At 66.4% G+C, this 21905-nt stretch carries 22 protein-coding genes; 3 read left to right on the forward strand and 19 right to left on the reverse strand.

Annotation, left to right across the window (positions count from 1 at the left end; translation table 11 throughout):
- Window positions 1-73: 73 nt before the first annotated feature.
- The 11 genes from flgL to flgB form a co-directional block, all read right to left on the reverse strand.
- Complete coding sequence (gene flgL / locus AC07XB_RS15965; RefSeq protein ID WP_492371356.1) at window positions 74-1306, reverse strand: flagellar hook-associated protein FlgL; 1233 nt, start codon at window positions 1304-1306, stop codon at window positions 74-76.
- A gap of 37 nt (window positions 1307-1343) precedes the next feature.
- Window positions 1344-3257, reverse strand: coding sequence for a flagellar hook-associated protein FlgK (flgK, locus tag AC07XB_RS15970; protein ID WP_492830369.1), 1914 nt, complete (start codon window positions 3255-3257; stop codon window positions 1344-1346).
- Window positions 3258-3472: 215 nt separating this feature from the next.
- Window positions 3473-4495 carry a flagellar assembly peptidoglycan hydrolase FlgJ gene (gene flgJ / locus AC07XB_RS15975; RefSeq protein ID WP_043356992.1) on the reverse strand — a complete coding sequence of 341 codons (1023 nt, stop codon included), beginning with the start codon at window positions 4493-4495 and terminating at the stop codon, window positions 3473-3475.
- A 2-nt stretch (window positions 4496-4497) separates the two neighbouring features.
- Window positions 4498-5631, reverse strand: coding sequence for a flagellar basal body P-ring protein FlgI (locus tag AC07XB_RS15980; protein ID WP_492830366.1), 1134 nt, complete (start codon window positions 5629-5631; stop codon window positions 4498-4500).
- 14 nt (window positions 5632-5645) lie between these two features.
- Window positions 5646-6323 (reverse strand): flagellar basal body L-ring protein FlgH, encoded by a 678-nt coding sequence (flgH, locus tag AC07XB_RS15985; RefSeq protein WP_370564869.1) that lies wholly within the window; start codon window positions 6321-6323, stop codon window positions 5646-5648.
- Between the two features lie 2 nt (window positions 6324-6325).
- Window positions 6326-7111: a flagellar basal-body rod protein FlgG gene (gene flgG / locus AC07XB_RS15990; RefSeq protein WP_043356996.1), complete on the reverse strand. Its 786-nt coding sequence runs from the start codon at window positions 7109-7111 to the stop codon at window positions 6326-6328.
- Window positions 7112-7162: 51 nt separating this feature from the next.
- Entirely contained in the window at window positions 7163-7906 is a 744-nt protein-coding gene (gene flgF / locus AC07XB_RS15995; RefSeq protein ID WP_416051539.1) for a flagellar basal-body rod protein FlgF, read from the reverse strand.
- Between the two features lie 50 nt (window positions 7907-7956).
- On the reverse strand, window positions 7957-9198 hold the full coding sequence (gene flgE, locus AC07XB_RS16000) for a flagellar hook protein FlgE (protein ID WP_492371351.1): 1242 nt from the start codon (window positions 9196-9198) through the stop codon (window positions 7957-7959).
- Between the two features lie 56 nt (window positions 9199-9254).
- Window positions 9255-9926, reverse strand: coding sequence for a flagellar hook assembly protein FlgD (locus AC07XB_RS16005; RefSeq protein ID WP_183033949.1), 672 nt, complete (start codon window positions 9924-9926; stop codon window positions 9255-9257).
- A gap of 14 nt (window positions 9927-9940) precedes the next feature.
- Window positions 9941-10348, reverse strand: a complete 408-nt coding sequence (flgC, locus tag AC07XB_RS16010) for a flagellar basal body rod protein FlgC (protein ID WP_006162655.1) — start codon at window positions 10346-10348, stop codon at window positions 9941-9943.
- Window positions 10349-10355: 7 nt separating this feature from the next.
- Entirely contained in the window at window positions 10356-10766 is a 411-nt protein-coding gene (flgB, locus tag AC07XB_RS16015) for a flagellar basal body rod protein FlgB (RefSeq protein ID WP_416051536.1), read from the reverse strand.
- Between the two features lie 222 nt (window positions 10767-10988).
- On the opposite strand from flgB, the gene flgA reads away from it, so the two are divergent.
- The 3 genes from flgA to AC07XB_RS16030 all read left to right on the forward strand — a co-directional run bounded on the left by flgA (window position 10989) and on the right by AC07XB_RS16030 (window position 12694).
- The gene (gene flgA, locus AC07XB_RS16020) at window positions 10989-11708 is read left to right on the forward strand and encodes a flagellar basal body P-ring formation chaperone FlgA (protein WP_492830364.1); all 720 of its coding nucleotides are present in this window, start codon (window positions 10989-10991) and stop codon (window positions 11706-11708) included.
- A gap of 167 nt (window positions 11709-11875) precedes the next feature.
- Window positions 11876-12181, forward strand: coding sequence for a flagellar biosynthesis anti-sigma factor FlgM (gene flgM / locus AC07XB_RS16025; protein ID WP_183033945.1), 306 nt, complete (start codon window positions 11876-11878; stop codon window positions 12179-12181).
- A 54-nt stretch (window positions 12182-12235) separates the two neighbouring features.
- On the forward strand, window positions 12236-12694 hold the full coding sequence (locus AC07XB_RS16030) for a flagella synthesis protein FlgN (RefSeq protein ID WP_492371349.1): 459 nt from the start codon (window positions 12236-12238) through the stop codon (window positions 12692-12694).
- Between the two features lie 194 nt (window positions 12695-12888).
- Here the strand turns inward: AC07XB_RS16030 and AC07XB_RS16035 are convergent, their stop codons facing one another.
- The 8 genes from AC07XB_RS16035 to cheY all read right to left on the reverse strand — a co-directional run bounded on the left by AC07XB_RS16035 (window position 12889) and on the right by cheY (window position 21893).
- Window positions 12889-13320 (reverse strand): flagellar protein FlhE, encoded by a 432-nt coding sequence (locus AC07XB_RS16035; protein WP_492371348.1) that lies wholly within the window; start codon window positions 13318-13320, stop codon window positions 12889-12891.
- Complete coding sequence (locus tag AC07XB_RS16040; protein WP_006162649.1) at window positions 13317-14033, reverse strand: RNA polymerase sigma factor FliA; 717 nt, start codon at window positions 14031-14033, stop codon at window positions 13317-13319. Before AC07XB_RS16040 ends, AC07XB_RS16035 begins: the two co-directional genes overlap by 4 nt.
- A 40-nt stretch (window positions 14034-14073) precedes the next feature.
- A complete protein-coding gene (locus AC07XB_RS16045) occupies window positions 14074-14892 on the reverse strand; it encodes a MinD/ParA family ATP-binding protein (protein ID WP_492371347.1) in 819 nt (272 codons plus the stop codon).
- A gap of 3 nt (window positions 14893-14895) precedes the next feature.
- The gene (flhF, locus tag AC07XB_RS16050) at window positions 14896-17337 is read right to left on the reverse strand and encodes a flagellar biosynthesis GTPase FlhF (protein ID WP_492830361.1); all 2442 of its coding nucleotides are present in this window, start codon (window positions 17335-17337) and stop codon (window positions 14896-14898) included.
- A gap of 13 nt (window positions 17338-17350) precedes the next feature.
- Entirely contained in the window at window positions 17351-19438 is a 2088-nt protein-coding gene (gene flhA, locus AC07XB_RS16055; RefSeq protein ID WP_492371345.1) for a flagellar biosynthesis protein FlhA, read from the reverse strand.
- Window positions 19435-20577, reverse strand: a complete 1143-nt coding sequence (gene flhB, locus AC07XB_RS16060; RefSeq protein ID WP_492371344.1) for a flagellar biosynthesis protein FlhB — start codon at window positions 20575-20577, stop codon at window positions 19435-19437. The genes flhA and flhB overlap by 4 nt, the downstream gene beginning before the upstream one ends.
- 274 nt (window positions 20578-20851) lie before the next feature.
- Window positions 20852-21487 carry a protein phosphatase CheZ gene (gene cheZ, locus AC07XB_RS16065; protein ID WP_492371343.1) on the reverse strand — a complete coding sequence of 212 codons (636 nt, stop codon included), beginning with the start codon at window positions 21485-21487 and terminating at the stop codon, window positions 20852-20854.
- Between the two features lie 10 nt (window positions 21488-21497).
- The gene (gene cheY, locus AC07XB_RS16070) at window positions 21498-21893 is read right to left on the reverse strand and encodes a chemotaxis response regulator CheY (protein ID WP_006162642.1); all 396 of its coding nucleotides are present in this window, start codon (window positions 21891-21893) and stop codon (window positions 21498-21500) included.
- Between the last annotated feature and the right edge of the window lie 12 nt (window positions 21894-21905).

Raw genomic sequence — 21905 nt, forward strand, 5'->3', positions numbered from 1 at the left:
CTCACACAAGATGACCTATATCCATTCTCTCGGGACAAGCGAGCTATTTCTTGCCGGACGCAAAACCTCGCGCTTACCCCAGGTACTTGAACAGATTCATCCCCTGGATCTGCATGAATGACTGTTGTGCCGCCTGCAGCGAAGTCTGGCGCTGGTAGTACTCGGTCATGGCCGAGTAGTAATCCAGGTCCTGCAGGCCCGAGAGCGTCTCGGTGTAGTTCAACCCACGGTTGGTGCCGATGGTGTTGAGCGCATCGAGCTCATTCATGCGCGAGCCGACCGAGGTCTGCACCGTGCTGACGTTGTCCAGCGAGTTGGCCATCTGGCGGTTTGCCGTGGACAGCGCGTTGGCCAGCGTGGCGCGGTCGGTGCTGGTGACGATCGGCTGCTTCAGGGCATTGATGACGCTCTGCAGGTTAGCAAAGATGTCGGTGCCGGCTTGCTTCGCGGGTTGCAGGTTGACGACATCGCCATCCTTGGGCGTGCCCTTGATCGACAGCGAGAGCCCGCCGGCCGAGATGCCGGCGCCGTCCACATAGTCCACCGGGGCGCCAACGGCGGCCGGCGGCGCGGCGCTCTGGTCCATTACCTGGTACTGCATCTTGCCCGTGACGGCATTGGTGGCGAAATTGAGCGAGAGGCTGTGGCCGTACAGCGCATTGGTTGGATCCGTCACCGAGATCGCGCTGAACTCGCCGGTGCCCGTATTGGTGGTTGGCGAGGAGGCAACGTAGGTGGCGGTGGACTGCACGCTCATGAAGATCGCGTTGCCGTTGTCGTTGGTGGGCATCTGACGGGCAACGTCGACCTGCAGCAGTTGCTGGCCGGTATCGCCGCCATAGACCACCGCGCCGCTGCCGTTCTTCGCGAACGGCGGCGTGGACGACTGGTAACCGGCGAACAGGAACTGGCCGTTGCCATCGTCGGCGTTGGACAGGCCGAGCAGCTGGTTGTATGAGTCCTGCAGCGAGGAGGCGACCGAGGCGCGGTCGGCATCGCTCATGGTGCCGTTGCCGGCTTGCACCACCAGCGTCTGGATATTCTGGACGGTGGTGACGACGCTGTTGAGCGAGCTCAGTTCCATCGACAGGTTGGTGTTAGCCTGTTTGCGGGACGTGGCGTACTGGCCGTTGACCGCGCTGGACTGCGAGACCACCAGCGCCCGGGTGGCACCCACCGGGTCGTCGGACGGCGTCAGGATACGGCGGCCGGTGCCGAGCTGTTGCTGCACATGCAGCAATGAGCCTTGCTGGCTGTTCATCGAGGCCAGGCCGAGTTGGTAGAGCGTGGAGCTTGCAACGCGCATGTCTGTTCCTTTAGGAGATCCGGGTCTTCAGCAGCGATCAGCGGCCGATACCGATGATGGTGTCGAACAGCGTGGTGGCAGTCTGGATGACCTTGGCGTTGGCCTGGTAGAGCTGCTGGAAACGCAGCATGGAGACCGTTTCCTCATCCATGTTCACGCCCGAGATGCCTTGCTGCGCCGTCTGCACCTGGGTCGTGACGCTGTCCTGCGAAGTCGACGCGATCTGCACTGATTTGGCGCGGCTGCCGACGTCGTTGACCAGCTGCGCGAAGGCGTCGTTGTAGCTCGACACGCCGCCGATGGTCTTGGTGGTTTGCAGCTTGGCCAGCGCGAGCGCATTGCCGTTATCGGATACGCCGCTCAGGTTGGGCGCCAGCGTGAAGCTGTCACCAGTCTTGGGCGTGCCGTCGAAGCTGACCGTGACACCGTTGAACGAGTATTGCGTCGCGGTGCCGCTGGGGGTCGGGCCGCTGGTGGGCACGACAGGCGCGCCCGTCGCATCGGTGAAGACGTAATTGGCGCCGTTGTACTTGGCCGTGATCGTGGTAGCGGGCAGGCTGAAGCCTTGCGCGACATTGCTGACCTTGACCGTGCCGGTACCGGTGTTGGTGGTACCTGCGCTGGCGCGCAGCGGGCCTGCGGCAGCAATCTTGGCGGGATCGGTAATGGCCATGTCCATGCTCGCGGCCACATTGCGGGTCGGCTGGATCTGGTAGGAATCATTGGCCGACATCGCCGTCGGGATCTTGACGTCCACGCCATCCGCCGACAGCGTCAGCGGATAGGTGGCGGTAGCGCCCGCCTGGGTGGCCACGACCGTGTTGTCCGACATGCGCGTGAGCGAGTAGTTGGTGCCGTCGTAGGTCAGCGTGTAGTCGCTAGTGGTCAATTGCGACGTGTTGCTGATGCTGGCCGATACCAGCGAGGTGCCGGTATTCGAGCTCTTGGGCAGCGTGACGGGCGTGCCGAGCTTGAACAGGTTGCCGCCGATCTGGCCGGTCAGGTCCACGCCCAGCTTATGCTGGTCGTTGAAGGTCTGGGCGAGCGTCACCGACAGCCGCCCGATGGCGTTCTGCGCGGGATCCAGCGACTCGGTGCGGAACTTGAGCAAGCCGCCGACGGAGCCGCCGGTAAGGGTGCTTTCGTCCATCTCGGTCACGTTGCCGTTGGCCTGCGTGTAGGCGATCGTGGTACGCGACGGATCGGCCGACGATTGCACCGCCTTCAGATCATAGGAGTTCGATCCCATCACCAGGGGCTGGCCGTTGCCGACGAACACGTTGTATGTATTGTCCTGCGGCACCACCTTGACGCCCACCAGCTGGGTCAGCTGCGAGACCATCTGGTCGCGCTGGTCGAGCAGGTCGTTGGGCGGCTGGCCGCCGCCGGCAGCGGTAGCCCGCGTGATCTGGTCGTTGAGCTTGGCAAGCTGCTGGGAGTAGGCGTTGATCTGCGTCACCGAGCTCTGCAGCTGGGTATTGACACCGTCACGCAACTGCTGGAAGTAGGAGTTGGCGGCGCGCACCTGCCCAGTGAGCGATTGCCCGGCATTGATCATGTTCTGGCGCGCGGCCGGATCCGCCGGCGTGTCGGATACCCCTTGCACGGCGGCGAAGAACTTCTGCATCAGCGGTGCGATACCGCCCGTCTGGTCGGCCAACAGGTTGTCGATCTGGCCGATCTGGCTGGAGTACGTCGAGAGCTGGGCACTGGCGGACTGGGCGTTGCGCAGCTGGCCGGTCAGGAACTCGTCATAGACGCGGACCACCGAGGTCGTGTTGGACCCTTGGCCGTAGAAGCCGCTGCTGGTGTACTGGCCACCTGCGGACGCAATAATGGTGTTCTGCCGCGTATAGCCTGCCGTGGCGGCATTGCTGATATTGTGGCCAACCGTCGTCAACGCGTTCTGCGCCGTGTTCAGGCCGGAAAGTCCGATATTGAAGAGAGACATGCTCTAACCCCGCGTCTGGTGGCTGCCGTGTGCCTGACCTGGCGATCCGTGCACCGTGGCCGCTTGTCGAGGAGCCTTCGATGCCGGTTCGCCGCTGCCGGACATGAACGGCGGTGAATGATGTAAGTAACGGCAGAAGTACAAGGAGACTTTAGTGCGCGGCGCCCACAATTTGCGTCCGCTCGGCCTGTGCCCTGCCAGGGCTCGGCATGCGCTCAGACGGGCACTTTCCGCATGATCCGGACCAGCTTTTCGCCGTAAGCCGGATCCGTGGCATAACCGGCACGCTGCAGGCCCCGCGCCGCGTCGTCCGGTGTGGCCGCCGCCAGTACCTCGGCGTAGCGCGGGTTGTTGCTCAGCAAGCGCCCGTAGTCGGCAAAGGCTTCGTCGTACGAACCGTAGGCACGGAAGCGCGCGCGCACCTTTTGCGGCTGGCCGTCGACATATTCGGTGGTGGTGATTTCCGCGACCTGGCCCTTCCAGTTGGCGCCCGCCTTGATGCCGAAGACATTGAAGGTGGTGCTGCCGTCCGGGTAGGCAATCTCGCGCCGGCCCCAGCCGGATTCGAGCGCGGCCTGGCCCAGGATCAGCTTGGCCGGCACGCCGGTAGCGCGCGCTGCGGATTGCGCCGGCCCCGCCATGCGGGAGACGAAGGCGCTGATGTGGGCCGGCGTGTCTTCCGGCAACACGGCATTGCCGCCCTGCCACGCACCGGTGTCCTGCGACTGATACTGGCGCAGGCCCGCAGTGGGGTTCCAGCTGGTGCCGGCCACCACGCTGCCTGCACGCGGCGCGTCCGCGTCGCCGTTGCGCATGTCCAGCGTGCGCGCAAGGCCGGGGGCCGCGTCGTCCATGCCCGCCTGCACGGCGGCCTGCTTGGCGGCCGCGCCAGCGAGCTCGGGCGGCAGGCCCGCGCCGCTGGCGCGCGCGAGCTGGCGCACCATGACGTCGGCCAGGCCGATGCCGCGCGTGGACATCTGCTGGGACAGCTGCTGGTCCATCATCGACATGTACAGCTTGGTCTGCTCGTTGTCGAACAGGCCATCCTGCGGCGTGGCGTCGCGCATGCTCTTGAGCACCATCTGCGTGAACACCGCCTCGAACTGGCGCGCGGCGGTGCGCAGCGTCTCCGGGGTGGCCCCGGTACGGGCACTTTGCTTGAGGCCTTCGAAGCCTTGCGTATCCAGGGCGAAGCGTTGCGAGAGTTCGGCCTGTGCGGCCACGCGGCTGGCTGACATGATCAGATGATCTCGAGGTCGGCGCGCAGCGCACCTGCAGCACGCATGGCCTCAAGGATGGTCTGCAGGTCGGCCGGCGTCGCGCCCAGCGCGTTCAGGCCCTTGACCACCGCGGCCAGCGATGCGCCTGCCTTGACCATCTGCAGCGCGCCGCCTTCTTGCTTCATGTTGATCTGCGAAACCGGCGCCACCACCGTCTGGCCGCCACTGAACGGCGCCGGCTGGCTGATCACCGGCTGGGTATTGATCACCACCGACAGATTGCCATGCGCCACCGCGCAGTCGTCCACCGTCACGGCCTGGTTCATCACGATCGAGCCGGTGCGCGCATTGAGGATGACCTTGGCGGCGGCCTTGGCGCGCGTGACCTCGATGTTCTCGATGCGGGCCATGAAGCCCACCCGCGCGCTCGGGGCCGCGGGCGTGCGCACCAGCACCACCCTGCCGTCCAGCGCGCTGGCTACGCCGCCGCCCATCGCGCGATTGATCGCCTCGACAACGCGTTCGGCCGTGCCGTAGTCGGTTTCGCGCAGCTCCAGGTTCAGGATGCCGCCTTCGGGCTGGAACGCGGGGACGGCGCGCTCCACGATGCCGCCATTGGCAATGCGGCCCACCGCCAGCTGATTGACCTGCACCTTGCTGCCGTTGGCCGACGCGCCCGCGCCGCCCACCAGCATATTGCCCTGCGCGATCGCGTAGACCTGGCCGTCGGCGCCCTTGAGGGGCGTCATCAGCAAGGTGCCGCCACGCAGGCTCTTGGCATTGCCCATCGACGACACCACCACGTCGAGCTGGCTGCCGGGCCGTGCGAACGGCGGCAGCGTGGCGGTGACCATCACCGCCGCCACGTTCTTGAGCTGCATGTTCTTGCCGGCCGGCAGGGTGATGCCGAGCTGCGAGAGCATGTTGGTCAGGCTCTGCGTGGTGAACGGCGTCTGCATGGTCTGGTCGCCGGTGTTATCCAGCCCCACCACGAGCCCATAGCCCACCAGCGGGTTGTCGCGCACGCCCTGGAAGTTGGCCAGGTTCTTCAGCCGTTCCGCGTGCGCCGCGCCTGCTAGCAGGCCCAGCGTCAGCGCCAGGAAGAGAGCGCGGACGAAGCGGCTGCGCGAGGCGGGGAGCGAAGACAGGGACATGACGCGGTCAGTGATCAATACGGTGAAACATTGAGGAAGAAACGCTGCAGCCAGCCCATGTTCTGCGTCTCGTCGATATAACCCTTGGCGGTGTACTCGATGCGCGCATCGGCCACCTGCGTGGACGGCACCGCGTTGTCGCCGGTGATCGTGCGCGGATTGACCACCCCGGAGAAGCGGATGTATTCCGCGCCCTGGTTGATGGCCATCTGCTTTTCACCGGAGACGATGAGGTTGCCGTTGGCCAGCACTTCCAGCACGGTCACGGTGATGGTGCCGTTGAACGTGTTGGTGGCGCTGGCGCCGCCGCTAGCCTTAAGCGCATTGGCGCCGCTCATGGTTGCGTTCTGGGCGCTGCTGAACAGCCCGCCAAGCGCCCTGGGCACGGCATCGAAGGCCAGCGCGCTGTTGGACGTGCGGCTGGCGTTGGTGCCGGAGTTCTTGCTGGCGTTGACGTTCTCGCTGATCACGATGGTGAGGATGTCGCCCACGTTGCGCGGCCGGCGATCCTCGAACAACGGATTGCCCGCGTACGACGACTGGTAGATCGATCCGCTCGCCGGCGCCAGCGCGCGCGGCTCTGCCCGCGCGGAGGTGGGCAGCTGGACCAGCGGCTCGCGCGGCATCATCGCGCAACCCGTCGCGAAGCAGCAAAGGGCAAGCGCGCCCAGGCGAGTCAGCGAGGCAATCATGATCATCCCAGCTGGGTGAGGCGCTGCAGCATCTGGTCGGAGGTCTGCACGGCCTTGCTGTTGATTTCGTAGGCGCGCTGGGTCTGGATCATGCTCACCAGTTCTTCGACCACGTTCACGTTGGACGCTTCGACGTAGTTCTGCTGCAGCGTGCCGGAGCCGTTCAGGCCAGGCACCGTGGTGTTCGGCGCGCCCGACGCATCGGTCTGCACATACAGGTTCTCGCCAAGGCTCTCCAGGCCTGCCGGGTTCGCGAAGGTAGCCAGTTGCAGCTGGCCGACCTGCACGTTGGCGCTCGAGCCGGGCTGGGTCACCGAGACCACGCCGTCGCGCGCAACGGTCAGCGCCGTGTAGTTGGCCGGCAAGGTGATGGCGGGCTGGATCACGAAACCGCTGGACGTCACCAGTTGGCCGTTCTGGTCGGTCTGGAACGAGCCATCGCGCGTGTAGGCGGTGGTGCCGTCGGGCATCGTGACCTGGAAGAAGCCCTGGCCGATCACTGCCACGTCCTTGCTGTTGCCGGTCTGCTGCGGATTGCCCTGGGTATGGATCCGCTCGGTAGCCACGGGACGCACGCCGGTGCCCAGTTGCAGGCCGGACGGCAGCGTGGTCTGGTCCGAAGACAATGCGCCGGGCTGGCGCACGGTCTGGTACATCAATTCCTCGAACACGGCACGCCCACGCTTGAAGCCGTTGGTGGAGACGTTGGCCAGGTTGTTCGAGATCACGTCCATCTGCGTCTGCTGCGCATCGAGGCCGGTCTTGGCAATCCAGAGAGAGCGGATCATGTTTGTCCTCACAAGGCTGCCGCGAGCCGCGGCAGCACATCAATTCAAAGTTCAGTTATTCGAGAGCAGTTGATTAGCGCGCTGATCGTTGGTGTCAGCGCCCTGGATCATCTTCATCTGCATCTCGAAGCGGCGGGCGTTGGCGATCATGTCGACCATCGCTTCGACCGGGTTGACGTTGCTGCCTTCGATCGCACCGGAAATCACGCGGATGTTGGCGTCAACCTGCAGCGGCTGCGCGCCGGGGCGCAGCCGGAACAGGCCATCATCGCCTCGGGCGATCGAATCGGGTGGTGGATTCACCAGCCGCAGCTTGCCCACCTGGGCCAGGCCCGCGGAGGTCTCCCCGGGGCCGCGCGCGGTGATGGTGCCATCGCTGCCGATGGTGACCTGCGCGCCCGGCGGCACCGCGATCGGGCCGCCATCGCCCATCACCTGCAGGCCGGTGCTGGTAACCAGTTGCCCGTCCGCCGACACCTGCAGCGAACCGGCGCGGGTGTAGGCTTCCGTGCCGTCCGGCGCCTGCACCGTCAGCCAGCCGTTGCCCTGCAGCGCCACATCCAGCGGACGCTCGGTGTAGGTCAGCGGGCCGGCCTTGAAGTCGGCGCCAGGCGTGGACGCCAGCGTGAATGCGCGCGTTGGCGAGGCTTGCCCCACCACCGGCACCGCGCGGAACATGTTGACCTGCGCGCGGAAGCCCGGCGTGGAAGTATTGGCCAGGTTGTTGGACACCGCGGCCTGCTGGTCGAGCGTCTGCTTGGCCCCCGACAGGGCGGTATAGATCATGCGGTCCATGGCGTCCCTTTAGTTCCTGTCCGTGCGGCTCGTCTTGCCAACGCTGCGCATTACAGGTTGACCAGTGTCTGCATGACGGTGTCCTGCGCCTTGATGGTCTGCGCGTTGGCCTGGTAGTTGCGCTGCGCCACGATCAGGCTGACCAGCTGGCCGGACAGGTCCACGTTGGATGCCTCCACCGCATTGGACTTGAGCGTGCCAAGGCTGCCGCCGGCCGCGCCGACCACGGCCTGGCCCGATGCGCCGGTCGCGGACCACACGTTGTTGCCCTCCGGCTTCAGGCCCTGCACGTTGCCAAAGCCGGCCATCACGACCTGGCCGAGCGACTGCGTCTGCTGGTTCGAGTAGCTGCCAAGGATGGTGCCATCCGGCTGGATCGCAAAGCCGAGCAGGCTGCCCGCGGTATAGCCGTTCTGCACAGGCGGCTTGGTGTCGTTGGCGCCGGCGAACTGCGTCGTGCCGGTCAGGTCCATCGCGATGGCCAGGGGTGCCGCACCGTTGGCAGCGGCGATGTTGATGGCGGTGGTAGCACCTGCGGCCGGCGACTGCAGCGTGCCCTTCGAGTCGAACTTGAGCGTGATCGGCGCGCCAACCACGTTGCCCGCCGCATCGGTCAGGTTCATCGTCCAGTCGGTGCCGCCGCCGCCCGCCGCCGGGAACGTGCCCGCCCCGGGCGTGCCCGTGGAGAAGTACGCGGTGAGCTGCTTGGCGTTGCCCAGCGAGTCATAGACGGTGACGCCGGAGCTGTAGTTGAACATGCTCGACGTCGGCAGTGCGGCCGGGGTGCTGGCGAACGGCGTGGTCGGTACGGTGCTGCCGGAGTTCAGGTTGAAGGAGATGCCGAGGGTGGTGGTCGCCTTGGCGGCCATCGTGGTGTTCGGCACCACCAGCGGCTGCGGCTGCACAGCGCCGCCGCCCACCGTGCCAGCCGGGTAGCCAGTCAGTTTCAGGCCTTGCGCGTTGGTGATGCTACCGTCCTGCTGGCGCTGGAACTGGCCGTTGCGCGAGTAGAAGACCGAGCCCGAGGAATCGGTCAGGCGGAAGAAACCATTGCCATTGGTGATGGCCACATCGAGCGCATTGCCGCTCGACTCGATATTGCCCTGGTTGAACGACTGCACCACCGAATTCACGGTCGTGCCCAAGCCAATCTTGGTGCCGGCGTACACGTCGGCGAACTGCGCGGTCGATTGCTTGTAGCCGACCGTGTTGGCGTTGGCGATGTTGTTGCCGATGACGTCCAGATTCGATGCGGCGGCATTGATGCCGCTTACCCCTTGACCGAAACCCATGATTTTCTCCTAGTTACCTGACATCCTGCCGGCGCGTCTCGCGCGTGGCCACGTGATTAAAGAATGCGGCGAACACCGTCGACCGGCGCGGTGCGGCCGCCGCCGATGTCGACCAGCACGCCCGTGGAGTCGCCACTGATGCTGTTGACCTTGCCGTAGACCAGCGCGACCGGCGCGACATCCTTGCCGTTGGCGGTAGCGGTGACCTTGAAGCTGTAGTCGCCATCGGCAACGGCGACGCCTGCATCGTTCTTGCCGTCCCAGGCGATGTCGTGCACGCCGGCGGTCTGGCCGTTCATGTTGATGTTGCGCACCACGTTGCCGTTCGCGTCGACCACCTGGACCGTGACCGCATCGGCGGTGGACGGCAGGTCCACACCGATCTGGCCCGGCACGCCGCTGGCCACCGTGGTGGCATTGCCCGGCACCATCACGGTGTGGCCAATCAGCGCTGCCGAATCCATCGCGCGGCTCGCGCTGACTTGCGACAGCAGCGAGTTCAGCGTGGTGTTCAAGGTCTGCATGCCGCTCACCTGGCTGATCTGCGCGAGCTGCGAGGTCAGCTGCGAGTTGTCCATCGGGTTGAGCGGATCCTGGTTGTTCATCTGCGTGACCAGCATCGTCAGGAAGTTGTTCTGCAGGTCGGCGGCGGATGCGCTGCCGCTTTGCAGGGTATTGGCGATGCCGGCGGCGCTGGTGCTGCTGCCTGTGGAGGAGGTCGTGGTCATTGCGTATCCCGGTTTTACTGACCGATGGTCAGTGTCTTGAGCATCATGTTCTTGGCGGTGTTGAGGACTTCCACGTTGGCCTGGTAGGAACGCGAGGCCGAGATCATGTTGACCATCTCCTCCACCGGGTTAACGTTTGGCATCGTGACGTAGCCGTCGGCATTGGCCAGCGGATGCGTGGGGTTATGCACCATGCGCGGGGGCGACGGATCTTCCATCACACCCTCCACCTGCACGCCGCCCACGTCGTTCTGGCCTGGTGTGGCGGCAAGGCCGAACACCACTTGCTTGGCGCGGTAGGGCTGGCCGTTGGGGCCGACCGCACTGTCGGCATTGGCCAGGTTGGACGCGGTCACGTTCATGCGCTGCGACTGCGCAGCCATGGCCGAGCCGGCGACTTCGAAGATGTTCATTGCGGGCATGGCGTGCTCACTGCTGGATGGCCGACAGCATGGTCTTGATCTTGGCGCTCATCACGGTCAGCCCGGACTCGAAGTGCACCGCGTTGTCGGCAAAGGCGACGCGCTCGGTGTCCATCTCGACGGTATTGCCATCGATGCTCGACTGCATCGGGATGCGGTAGTCGAGTTGCATCTTGTCGGCGAACGCAGACGTCACGCCCGGCAAGTGGCGCACCGAGGTGGTGGACAGCGACACGCCTTCGGCTTGCTTTCCGCGCTCGACGCTTTGCGCCAGCGTGCTGGAGAAATCGAAGTCGCGCGCCTTGTAGCCAGGTGTGTCGGCATGGGCGATATTGGAGGCAATCACCGATTGCCGCTGGGTCCGCAAGCTCAGCGCTTCTTGTTGGAAGCGCAACGCCGCATCGAGTCTGTCAATCATGTCTGTGTCTCGCTGGAGGGGGAGAGCAACGAAGGTCGACCTTCTTCAGGTGTGCCATCTTAGGGGCGGCCCCGTCATGCCAATCGCACGAATAGGGCAAAGAAAACCGCGCATTTCGACTCGAGCAAGAACGCGGGGCTGCCTACAATAGGACCCGTTGACACGCACGCAGCACCCGCTTTCGCGGTGCGGCCCGCGTCGTTTCCTTGCCTGGATGTACACATGACCCCTCGTTTCCGGGCCGCCGCGGCGCGCGCCCTGCTCTGCGTGCTGGCCGCCGGCGGCACGCTGCCCGGCAGCGCCGGCGCGGCGCCGCCCTCGCCGTTTCTCGAAGACCCGGTGCGCGCCGCGGTCGAACAATTCCTTGAGCGCCAGACTGCCGGCCTGCCCGGCAAGGCCACCATCCAGGTGGTACCGCCCTCGGGCGGGCGCGCGCCGGATTGCCCGCTGCCCGAGCCGTTCCTGCCGCCGGGCGCGTCCCCCTGGGGCCGGGTCTCGGTCGGCGTGCGCTGCGCCGGCGAACGTCCCTGGACCCGCTACGTGCAAGCGCGCGTGTCGGTGGTGGCCGACTACTATGTGGCCGGGCGCAACCTGATGCCCGGCGAGGCCATCGATGCAGCCGATATGGAAGTCCGCCAAGGCGACCTGGCGTCGCTGCCGCGCGCGGTGGTGACGGATCCCGCACAGGTGACCGGCGCGGTGGCGGCCAACCGCATCGCCGCGGGTTCGCCGATGCGGATGGATCTACTGAAGAAGGCCATTGCCGTACGCCAGGGCCAGAACGTGACGGTGCTGGTGGAAGGCGAGTCGTTCCAGCTCAGCAGCGAGGGCAAGGTCATGGCCGAGGCCGCGGTGGGCAACAACGTCCAGGTGCGGCTCAAGAGCGGTCAGGTGGTCAATGCGCTGGTGCGCAACGGCGACACGGTGGTGCTACAGCAATAGGGAATCGGGACGGCGACACCTGGAGTTGCGCATGCGTCTCATGGGCCGGCTCATGAGACAATAACGCGCGCTCCGCGGCCGGAAAGACGGCGCCGCGGCGTCGCAATTCGACCTAAAGTTTCGCCCTAAGCATCCGATAAGCCAAAGGTACCCAGCAAGGAATCATCGTGAAGATCAATCAGACCACCTCGTCGAGGCCGAGCGACGCCATCGACGGCGCCGTGCGCAGCGTGGCCGGCGCCCCCGGATCGACGGCTGCCCCGGAGACGTCCAGCGTGCGCGTCAGCAGCCCCCTGTCGGCCCAGGTGCGCGAGATCGGCGCGCGCATGGTGGAAGACCATGACGACGATATCGACACCGCCAAGGTCGAAGAGATCCGCCAGGCGATCTCCGAAGGCCGCATCAAGATCGACCCAAGCAAGATCGCCGACGGGCTGCTCGCGTCCCTGCGCGAACTCAGCGGCGGCGCCTGACACCGCGGCTTGCTACGGGCCGCATCGCCAACCCCACCCTAAGATAGGCAAGCCATGAGCCAGTCCCTGATCCAGAACCTGCACCGCGAAACCGAGCTCGCGCAGGAGTTCGCCACCGTACTAGGCGAAGAAAGAAGCCTGATCAAGGCCGGCGATTACCAGGCCCTTGCCGGGCTGCTGGAACGCAAGGTCGAACTGGCCGGATTGCTGGGCGCCCTGACGCGCACGCGCGAGGCGCAGATGGGTGCCATGGGAATTCGCACCGGCGCGGGCGGCCAGCTGTTCGGGCGCCAGATCGATTCGTCGGTGGAGGCCGCATGGCGGAGGCTGGTGTTTGCGGCACGCACGGCAAGCCACGCCAATGCGCTGAATGCCGCGGTTGTGGATGCGCATCTCGAGTTCACCGAGGAAGCGATCCTGGCGTTGCGGCAACGGGGTGACAACACGACGCTCTATGGGCGCGACGGGCGCACGCAGAACGGGCCGCAAGGGGTCAGTCTGGCGACTGGTTGAATTGGGTGGTTTGTGGCATCTCGTTCTTGCGAGTGCCCGCCCTCTCCCCCGGCCCCTCTCCCACAAGTGGGAGAGGGGAGCAAGCCAGCGGGAACAGAAGACGATTCGATGTAGCCGTGATTGCCGCCCCGCAGCGGTAGTGGGACTGCAGTTGCGGTTAAGCAGTTGCGGTTAGGTTAGGCTACCCTGCCCCCTCACCGAAACCCAACCGTCACCTCGTTAGCCTGCCCGATCAAAACCGGCGTCAACGCGCCCTTCCCCGGCACCTGAAAGGCAAACACAAAGCCCTTGGCAGCGTCATCCCCGCTAAACGCCTCGGTCAGCCCCTCAGCCCCCGAAAGCAATACACACCGTTGCGCATTGCATAGGTAAGCCTGCAGTGCATTCGGCGGCGTACGCGAGAAGCTATAGCGCCACCGCACCGTCGTGATTGCGCCCTGCGCCTGCGGCAAATAGCCGGTCGGTGAAATCGGGACGGAAACGGTGCGCAAGCCTTTGCTGTACAGCGCAGGCCCGTTCACCGAAGCCGACCAGCTATGCAGCGCCTGCCCGCCAGGCGCGGCCAGTGCCGGGCAGCACGCCACGGCTAGCGCCAACGCAGCGAAGTGCTTGGGCCCGTTGCTCACAGCAGCCCGCGCAACTGCGAACGCAGCCGTGTAATCGCCTGGCTGCGGATCTGGCACACGCGCGACTCGGTGACTTCCAGCACCGCGCCGATTTCCCGCAGGTTCAGCTCCTGGTCATAGCACAGCGACAGCACCAGCTTCTCCCGCTCGGGCAGGCGCTCGATGGCGCGGATCAGCGCTTCGCGCATGCCACTCTCCATCAGCACCGTGAGGGGGTTGCCGTCATCGCTCACGCTCAGGTGCCGGTCCAGGAAGTCCTCTTCGCCGGAGCGCTCGAAGTCTTCATAGTGCAGCAACTGGCAGCCATAGACCTCGTTGAGCAGCGTCTGGTATTCGTCGAGCGGCAGCTCCAGTTCCTGCGCCACTTCGGAATCGAGCGGCGCACGGCCCAGCGTTTGCTCCAGGCCACGCACGGTGCGCTCGATCCGCCGCGTGAACTGGCGCAGGCTGCGCGACTGCCAGTCGTTGGCGCGCACCTCGTCGAGCATGGCGCCGCGAATGCGCTGGCTGGCGTAGGTCTCGAAACGCGCACCGTGGGTGTCTTCATAGCGCTTGGCGGCGTCGAGCAGGCCGATCATGCCGGCCTGGATCAAGTCATCGAGCTGCACGCTGGCAGGCAGCTTGGCCGCCAGTTGCAAGGCGATGCGACGCACCAGCGACGCATGCGCCGTCACGGTATCAGTCTGTTCGAGCTTTCCCTGAATCGTATACATGGTGGAATTCTCGTGAGTCCTAGCTTGCAGGTCCCGGCCCTTAAGCCAGGGCCGTGGCCGTCGGCGCCATCGGTGCCGACAGGGTTGAACGGGGATCGGCGGACATTGGCCAGCTGGCAATGCCCGTGGCAATTCGGCGTAATGCGGCGGTGGCGGGCGCGGCCGGGAAGGCCTCGACCACGCAACGGCCCAATGCGGTACTGCGCTCAACCAGCGGATCGTGCGGCAGGCTGCCCGCGGGGCTGGCCTCGACGCCAAGGTACTGGCTGGCGGTACGGGCCAGGTTGCCCAGCACCGCACTGGCGGCGGCGTCCCCGGCGGCGGCATTGATCACCAGGTGGAAACGCCGGCAGGCGTACAGGTGATTGAGCTGCTTGATGCAGGCGTATGCGGCTTTGATCGAGGCCGGCTCCGCGCGCAGCACCACGATGAGGTTGTGCGCCGCGCCTGCCATTTGCGACAAGCCGCCATCCGCATCGCTGCGGGCGTCGCTGAGCACGGTGCGAAACGACTTGAGCAGCTGCAGGTCGCCATTGGCCTGGGGGCTGCCCGGCAGCACGGCGATGGTGCCGGCGGGACGCTTGCCGAGCGCAGCGTCGAGCGTCACCGCGCCACCCAGCACCGCGGCCAGGGTGCCTTCCGGCATGGCGCCGGCAAGCCGGGTGGCGCGGGCGCCGAAGCGGTCCTCATCGACGAGCAGTACACGTTCGCCTTGCAGGGCAAGAGCGTTGGCCAACCCCAGTGCCACCGTGGTGGCGCCGGCACCGGCATCGCTTGCGACCACGGCAATGCGGCGCGTGGCGCGTGGCGCCAGCATGCGCCGCAGGCTTTCCGCCTGGTCGGATGCGAGTGAATTCACGGCTTATTCTCCATGCGCCAGTGTCTCGAACACGCGGCTTCCGCTCATGCGCGCCTCGAGCTGGCCCCCGGCGCCGCCCAGTTGGAACGTCTCCGGCGGCGCTTCCTGAACGGCGGACTGCGTGGCGCGGCCGCTGCGGGCGGGATAGTTTTCCAGCACGTCGAGCAAGGCCAGCAAACGGCCGATGCCTTCGACCAGTACCGCTGCGCCGCAAGCCTGGCGAGCCGGCGCGCGGCCGGTCAGCCGCGCCAGGAATGCAGTGACCGAATCATCGCAGGCCTGCTCGAGGCGCAGCGCGGCAACGCCCATCTGCAGCGCGAGCAAGCGGGCGCAGGCCTGCGCTTCGGCCTGTGCGGGTTCATTGCCGCCGTCGCCTTGGCCCAGGTGGTCCAGCGCATGGCGCAGCGTGCGCAGTTGCGCTTCGCCGGCTTCGGCCCAGCGGGCCCAGCGGGCCAGTTGTGCGCCCTCGGCCGACAGCGCCGGGTCGCACAGCAGGTAATGCACGGCGAGCGTCTGGCCGTTCTCGCGGTCGACCACGCGCGACACCAGCAAGCCTGCCTCGGTACCGCCTTCGGCGGCAGAGCGGGCGCCGCGTGCCTGGCCTTCGAGCACGCGCACCGGGCTTTGCGCGATCCACTGCACAGCATCGCGGCCGCGATAATCCATGTCTTGCACGGCGTGGAAGGTCAGCGTCTCGGCCAACGCATCGAGCTTGACGGCACCGCCGCCGCTGGCCACGCGAGTGGTCTTGCGTGCGGTGGCCAGCCAGCGCTCGCCAGCTTGCTGCCAGCGTGCCAGCACGGGGGCGGCAGGCATGGCGTCGAGTACGTTGACCACGGTACGGGCGGCGGCGATGGCGGCGCACAGCGTGGCGGCATCGGCTTCCCATCCGCCCTGGCCGCCTTGCAGCGCCGGGCCGGTGCGGCCGGCGGGCGCGGCGGCGGCCGCCAGCGGCAGGCCGTCGCGGTCCGCCAGGAACAGCGTGTGTTGCCATGGGCGCGGCGCGCGCCGTCCCGCCACCGGCGCGGCCACCGTGGCACTCAGCGACAGCACGAAGCGGTCGCAATGGCGGGCGAGGTCGCGGCAGGCGGCCTCACGCACTTGCTGCGCCATCAGGCGCGGCGAGGGTGCGCTCTCATTGCGTTGCTGCCACAGCGAGCGGACCAGCTCAAAGCTATAGCTGCCAGCGTTCAGTTGCTCCACGCAATCGCCCACCGCGTTGGCGCTGTCGGTCAGCGAGCGCAGCATGCCGTCGGCGCCGCCGGGGCTGGCTGCGCGCGCGGCTTCGCTGTCGTCCTGCGCGGGCATGGCGCGGCGCGCGGCTTCCGCGTCGGCAAACACCGAGCCGCGGCGCGGCGTCTGGAAGGCACGCTCGACAAGGGCCGCGCCGTTGGCGAGTTCAAGGTGCTCGGGCACGCGCTGGCCGGTGGAGGCGTAGTACACCGGCAAGCGGTGGCGGATCACCACGTCGAGCACGGAGCCCAGGTGCGTGGCCTCATCCAGCTTGCTGACGATGCAGCCGTCGATGCCGCCGTCGGGCGTGGCATCGTGACGGTAAGCGTGGACGACTTCGTTGAGCGTGTCGCCGTGGCTGGCGCCGTTGAGCAGCAGGATGCGCTGCACCGGCGCCTGCACGCCGGCCAGCATGGCGATCTGCTCGGACAGGTTGCGGTCTCGCTGGCTCATGCCCACGGTGTCGATGATCACCAGGTGCTTCTCGGTCAGTGCCGCCAGCGCAAAGCGCAGGTCGGCCGCGTCCTTGACCGCGTGCACGGGCACACCAAGGATGTCGCCGTAGATGCGCAATTGCTCGTGCGCGCCAATCCGGAACGTGTCGGTGGTCAGGAGCGCCAGGCGTTCCGGGCCGTGCTTGAGCACGAAGCGCGCGGCCAGCTTGGCGGTGGTGGTGGTCTTGCCCACGCCGGTGGGGCCCACCAGCGCCAGCACGCCGCCCTGGGCAAAGAGCGCATCTTCGTCGTTCAGCACCGGCACCTTGCGCGCGAGCTCCTGGCGGATCCAGGTCATGGCGGCAGGCCGGTCATGGCCCAGCGGCAAGTGACCCAGCAGCGAACGGGCAAGCTGCCCGGAGAAGCCAGCGGTCACTAACCAGGTAAACAGCGAATCGCGCAACGGGTCGCCGCCGATCGACGGCAGACTGTGCGTGCCCACGCCGGAGAACTGGCGCTCCATCATGGCGCGCATGGTCTGCAGCTCGCCGCGCAGGTCGCCAAGGGCACCGTCGACGGCGACCGCGGCAGCCGGCGGCGGCGTGAATACCGGCGCGTTGCTGGAGATGGCGCCGAGATCGGTGTCGCGCATCGCGACGATCTCCACACCCCCTTCGACGGTGCGGTTGGACAGCACCACGGCATCCGGCCCCATCGCCTCGCGCACCTGGCGCAAGGCCTCGCGGCCATTGGCCGCCACGAATTTAGCTACGCTCATTTTGCGAAACCCCTCACGCTGTGCCACCGATCATGGCGGTGATCCTGATATTTCGGTTGTCCGGCACCTCGGCATGCGAGAGCACCTTGAGTTGCGGCATGGTCCGGCGCAGGAAGCGCGCCAGCAACGGGCGCAGCGGATGCGGCACCAGAAGCACCGGATCCAGTCCCAGCTGTTCTTGCCTGGTCACCGCGCCGTGCGTCTGCTGCAACAGCGCATCTGCCAGGCCCGGCTCGATGCCGCCGCCGTTAGTGAGCGCTTGCGAAAGCACGCGTTCCAAGCCAGCGTCAAGGCCGATGACCTGGAGGTCGGCGCCGTTGGGGAACCACTGCTGGGTGATGGCGCGGCCCAGCGCCATGCGCACCAGCGAGGTGAGTTCGTTGGGATCGCTGACCTTCGGCGCGTGCTCGGCCACCACGTCCAGCACGGTGCGCATGTCGCGGATCGGCACGCTTTCGTCCAGCAGGTTCTGCAGGATCTTTTGCAGCGCGGTGAGCGTGATGACCTTGGGAACCAGGTCTTCGGTGAGCTTGGGAGATTCCTTGGCGATGCGGTCGAGCAGCGCCTGCACTTCCTGGCGGCCAAGCAGCTCGGCCGCGTGCATGTGGATCAGGTGGTTGAGGTGAGTCGCCACTACCGTGCTTGCGTCCACCACGGTGTAGCCGTAGGTCTGCGCCTGCTCCTTGAGGCCGCTCTCGATCCACACCGCGGGCAGGCCGAAGGCCGGGTCCTGGCTGGGCGTGCCCGGCAGCGCGCCGGACACCTGGCCGGGGTTGATCGCCATCCACTGCCCGGGCGCGGCTTCGCCGCGGCCGATCTCCACGCCCTTGAGGGTGATGCGGTAGGCGTTGGGCTTGAGTTCCAGGTTGTCGCGGATATGCACCACCGGCACCAGGAAGCCGATCTCCTGCGCCACCTTCTTGCGGATGCTCTTGATGCGCCCGAGGAGCTCGCCGTTCTGCGCGCGGTCCACCAGCGGGATCAGGCGATAGCCCACTTCCATGCCGAGCGGATCAACCAGGGTGACATCGTCCCAGCTGGCTTCGGTCGATTCCGGCGCCACCGCGGGGGCGCGTTCCTCGCGCTTCTTTTCCTGCGCCTGCGCCATGTCGCGGCGTGCCACATAGCGGCCGAACCACACCAGCGCCCCGGCAAAGGCCAGGAAGGCGAAGTGCGGCATGCCCGGGATGATGCCCATCATGCCAATGATGGCGCCGGTCAGGTAGAGCACGCGCGGATTGGAGAACAGCTGTCCGGTCAGCTGCTGGCCCACGTCCTGCTCGTTGGAGACGCGCGAGACGATCACACCCGCGGCGGTGGAAATCACCAGCGCCGGGATCTGCGCGACCAAGCCATCGCCAATGGTCAGCAGCGTGTAGTTGCGCACCGCGGTGGCAAAGTCCAGGTCATGCTGCACCATGCCCACCACCATGCCAGCGCCGACGTTGATGAACATGATCATCAGGCCCGCCACGGCATCGCCGCGCACGAACTTGCTGGCACCATCCATCGCGCCGTAGAAGTCCGATTCCTGCGAGACCTCGGCGCGGCGCTTCTTGGCGCCGTCTTCATTGATCAGGCCAGCGTTGAGGTCGGCGTCGATCGCCATCTGCTTGCCGGGCATGGCGTCGAGCATGAAGCGCGCGCCAACTTCGGCGATACGCCCCGCGCCCTTGGTGATGACCATGAAGTTGATCACCACCAGGATCGCGAACACCACGATGCCCACTGCAAAGTTGCCGCCCACCAGGAAGTGGCCGAAGGCCTCGATCACCTTGCCCGCGGCATCCGGCCCGGTGTGCCCTTCCATCAGCACGACCCGGGTCGAGGCCACGTTGAGCGACAGGCGCAGCAGCGTGGTGAACAGCAGCACCGCCGGGAAGGCTGCGAAGTCCAGCGCCTTCTGGGTGTACATGCCCACCAGCAGCACCATGATCGACAGGGCGATGTTGAACGTGAACAGCAGATCCAGGACAAAGGGCGGCAGCGGCAGGATCATCATGCCGAGGATCATGATGATCAGCAGCGGGCCGGCCAGGGCCTTCATCTGCCCGCCTGTCTGGCCCCCCGGCAGTTTGAACAGCGAGGTCAATGCGTTCATGCTTGGCTTTCCGGTACGGCTAACTCGTCAGGCACCAGCAGATCGGAGGGTGCCGCCGGATGCGGGCCGCTGCTGTGGTGCCAGTGCTTCAGTTGATAGACCCAGGCCAGGACTTCGGCCACGGAGGTGTACAGGCCGGCAGGGATTTCCCTGCCCAGCTCTACGTGACGATGCAGCGCGCGCGCCAGCGGCGGCGCGCACAGCAACGGCACGCCGTTCTCGACGGCAATCTCGCGAATGCGCGCGGCAATCGCGTCACTGCCCTTGGCGACCACACGCGGCGCGCTCATGCGGCCTTCTTCGTAGCGCAGCGCCACGGCGAAGTGGGTGGGGTTGGTTACCACCACATCCGCCTTCGGCACTTCGGACATCATGCGGCGCTTGGCCATGGCACGCTGCTGCTGGCGGATGCGCGCCTTGATGTGCGGGTCGCCATCGCTGTCCTTGTGCTCCTGCTTGACCTCTTCCTTGGTCATGCGCAGCTTCTTGTAGAAGGTCCAGTACTGCCAGGGCACGTCGAGCGCGGCCACTAGCACCAGCGAACCCGCCACCATCGCGGTGCAACTCAGCACCATCTCCAGCATGTGCAGCAGCGCTTCGTGGATCGGCGCGCTCATCAGCGCGATGGCCTCGGGCAGCCGCCGCCACAGCACCCAGCCGGCCACGCTGCCAACCAGCAGCGCCTTGGCAATGGCCTTGGTCAGCTCCACCAGCGACTGCGAGGAGAACAACCGGCCCAGCCCCTTGAGTGGCGAGAGGCGGGAGAAATCCGGGGCGAAAGACTTGGCGGAGAACATCCAGCCGCCCAGCAGCATGGGGCCGGCCAGCGCTGCCGCGCCAAAGAACAGCAGCAGCGGCAGGAAGGCCAGCAGGCCCTCCCAGACCGCGATGCCAAAGCGCGACATCATGCGCGTCGTGTCGAAGGCAATCGCCGGCTCGAAGGCCAGGCTGGCATGCAGCACGGCATCGAGCTTGTTGGCAAGCGTGCCGCCCAGCGTCGACAGGCCCACTACGCCGCTCATCAGCATGATCAGCGTGGCGAGCTCGCGCGAACGCACGACCTGCCCCTCTTCGCGCGCCTTTTCCAGGCGCCGCGCTGAGGCAGGTTCGGTTTTCTCGAGATCGCTTTCTTCGGACATGGCCGCTCCGTTACGAAGCGGCATGCGGCCGTTCGTCAGGATCGATTATCGGAGCGGAAACCGGTGGGCATTAGCTGGAATAGGACCGGGATTCTGGCGCTGTTTGCGCGATGGCGCCGCTTGGGCGGGGCGCGCGGCGCGCGAGGGAGGGCCGGCATGCGCGATGCGCAGCCCTCGCCTTGGCGGCGGGGGCGCTCCGGCAGCGCACCCCGGGGAAGGGGCGCACGCGGGACGGCGCGGCGCCGCTAGCAGCGCCGCGGTCCGTGCCTGGCGATCAGAAGCCCAGGCTGGCGAGCAGGTCGTCGACCTGTGACTGGTCGGAGACCACGTCGGCCTTGCCTTCGGGGTTCACCTGCGGCCCGTTCATCAACGTCGGCGGCGCTTCCACGCGGCGATCGGCCGGGACATTGTCGATCAGCACCTGCAGCAGTTCCTGCTCCAGGGAGTGGATCATGTCCATCATCTTCTTGATGACCTGGCCGGTCAGGTCCTGGAAATCCTGCGCCATCATGATGTCGAGCAGGTGACTGCCAGTGGCGCGGGCCTGCTGCGGCACATCCGTCAGGAAGGCGCGGGTATCGAGCACGAGCTCGCGCGCGTCGCCCAGCTCCACCGGCTTTTCGAACCAGGCTTCCCAGCGCTTGTCGAGCGCCTCGGCCTGTTTCTCCATGCCGGACTGGATCGGCTGCGCCAGCTCCACCGCGGTCAGCGTGCGCTCGGCAGCCTGCTCGGTCATGGAGGCGATATAGCTCAGGCGGTCACGCGCGTCGGGGATGGCCTGCGCGGCGCGCTCGATTTCCTTGTCGAGCCCCAATTCGCGCATGTTGTCGCGCAGCATCCGTGTCAGGGCGCCAATGCGCTGGAACAGCTGCTCGGCAGATTCGTTGCTTAGAGTCGGAGTCGTCGACATGTCGCCCACCTTATGCCCCTTCCTTCGCCAGCTTCTCGAAGATCTTGGTGATCTTCTCATCGAGCGTCGCAGCCGTGAACGGCTTGACCACATAGCCGTTCGCGCCGGCCTGTGCCGCAGCGATGATGTTTTCCTTCTTGGCCTCGGCCGTCACCATCAGTACCGGCAACTTGGCAAGCGCCCCTTCGGCGCGAATCGCCTGCAGCATGCTCAGGCCGTCCATGTTCGGCATGTTCCAGTCGGAAATGACGAACTGGAAGCTGCCGTCCTTGACTTTCTCCAGGCCCGCGGCGCCGTCTTCGGCTTCCTCGACGTTGGCAAAGCCCAGTTCCTTAAGCAGGTTGCGGATGATGCGACGCATGGTGGGGAAGTCATCGACCACCAGGATCTTCATGTTCTTGTCCACTCTAACGGCTCC

It is taken from the genome of Cupriavidus sp. GW821-FHT02F09 (genome assembly GCF_059421605.1).

What these genes read in the sequence shown, in the direction of transcription:
- flgK (WP_492830369.1), bottom strand. Translation starts at nt 3,257, where the DNA reads ATGTCTCTCTTCAATATCGGACTTTCCGGCCTGAACACGGCGCAGAAC.
- flgF (WP_416051539.1), bottom strand. Translation starts at nt 7,906, where the DNA reads ATGGACCGCATGATCTATACCGCCCTGTCGGGGGCCAAGCAGACGCTC.
- flgB (WP_416051536.1), bottom strand. Translation starts at nt 10,766, where the DNA reads ATGATTGACAGACTCGATGCGGCGTTGCGCTTCCAACAAGAAGCGCTG.
- flgJ (WP_043356992.1), bottom strand. Translation starts at nt 4,495, where the DNA reads ATGTCAGCCAGCCGCGTGGCCGCACAGGCCGAACTCTCGCAACGCTTC.
- flgE (WP_492371351.1), bottom strand. Translation starts at nt 9,198, where the DNA reads ATGGGTTTCGGTCAAGGGGTAAGCGGCATCAATGCCGCCGCATCGAAT.
- AC07XB_RS16005 (WP_183033949.1), bottom strand. Translation starts at nt 9,926, where the DNA reads ATGACCACGACCTCCTCCACAGGCAGCAGCACCAGCGCCGCCGGCATC.
- flgC (WP_006162655.1), bottom strand. Translation starts at nt 10,348, where the DNA reads ATGCCCGCAATGAACATCTTCGAAGTCGCCGGCTCGGCCATGGCTGCG.
- flgL (WP_492371356.1), bottom strand. Translation starts at nt 1,306, where the DNA reads ATGCGCGTTGCAAGCTCCACGCTCTACCAACTCGGCCTGGCCTCGATG.
- AC07XB_RS15980 (WP_492830366.1), bottom strand. Translation starts at nt 5,631, where the DNA reads ATGTCCCTGTCTTCGCTCCCCGCCTCGCGCAGCCGCTTCGTCCGCGCT.
- flgA (WP_492830364.1), top strand. Translation starts at nt 10,989, where the DNA reads ATGACCCCTCGTTTCCGGGCCGCCGCGGCGCGCGCCCTGCTCTGCGTG.
- AC07XB_RS16030 (WP_492371349.1), top strand. Translation starts at nt 12,236, where the DNA reads ATGAGCCAGTCCCTGATCCAGAACCTGCACCGCGAAACCGAGCTCGCG.
- AC07XB_RS16040 (WP_006162649.1), bottom strand. Translation starts at nt 14,033, where the DNA reads ATGTATACGATTCAGGGAAAGCTCGAACAGACTGATACCGTGACGGCG.
- flgG (WP_043356996.1), bottom strand. Translation starts at nt 7,111, where the DNA reads ATGATCCGCTCTCTCTGGATTGCCAAGACCGGCCTCGATGCGCAGCAG.
- flhB (WP_492371344.1), bottom strand. Translation starts at nt 20,577, where the DNA reads ATGTCCGAAGAAAGCGATCTCGAGAAAACCGAACCTGCCTCAGCGCGG.
- flhA (WP_492371345.1), bottom strand. Translation starts at nt 19,438, where the DNA reads ATGAACGCATTGACCTCGCTGTTCAAACTGCCGGGGGGCCAGACAGGC.
- flgH (WP_370564869.1), bottom strand. Translation starts at nt 6,323, where the DNA reads ATGATTGCCTCGCTGACTCGCCTGGGCGCGCTTGCCCTTTGCTGCTTC.
- flhF (WP_492830361.1), bottom strand. Translation starts at nt 17,337, where the DNA reads ATGAGCGTAGCTAAATTCGTGGCGGCCAATGGCCGCGAGGCCTTGCGC.
- cheZ (WP_492371343.1), bottom strand. Translation starts at nt 21,487, where the DNA reads ATGTCGACGACTCCGACTCTAAGCAACGAATCTGCCGAGCAGCTGTTC.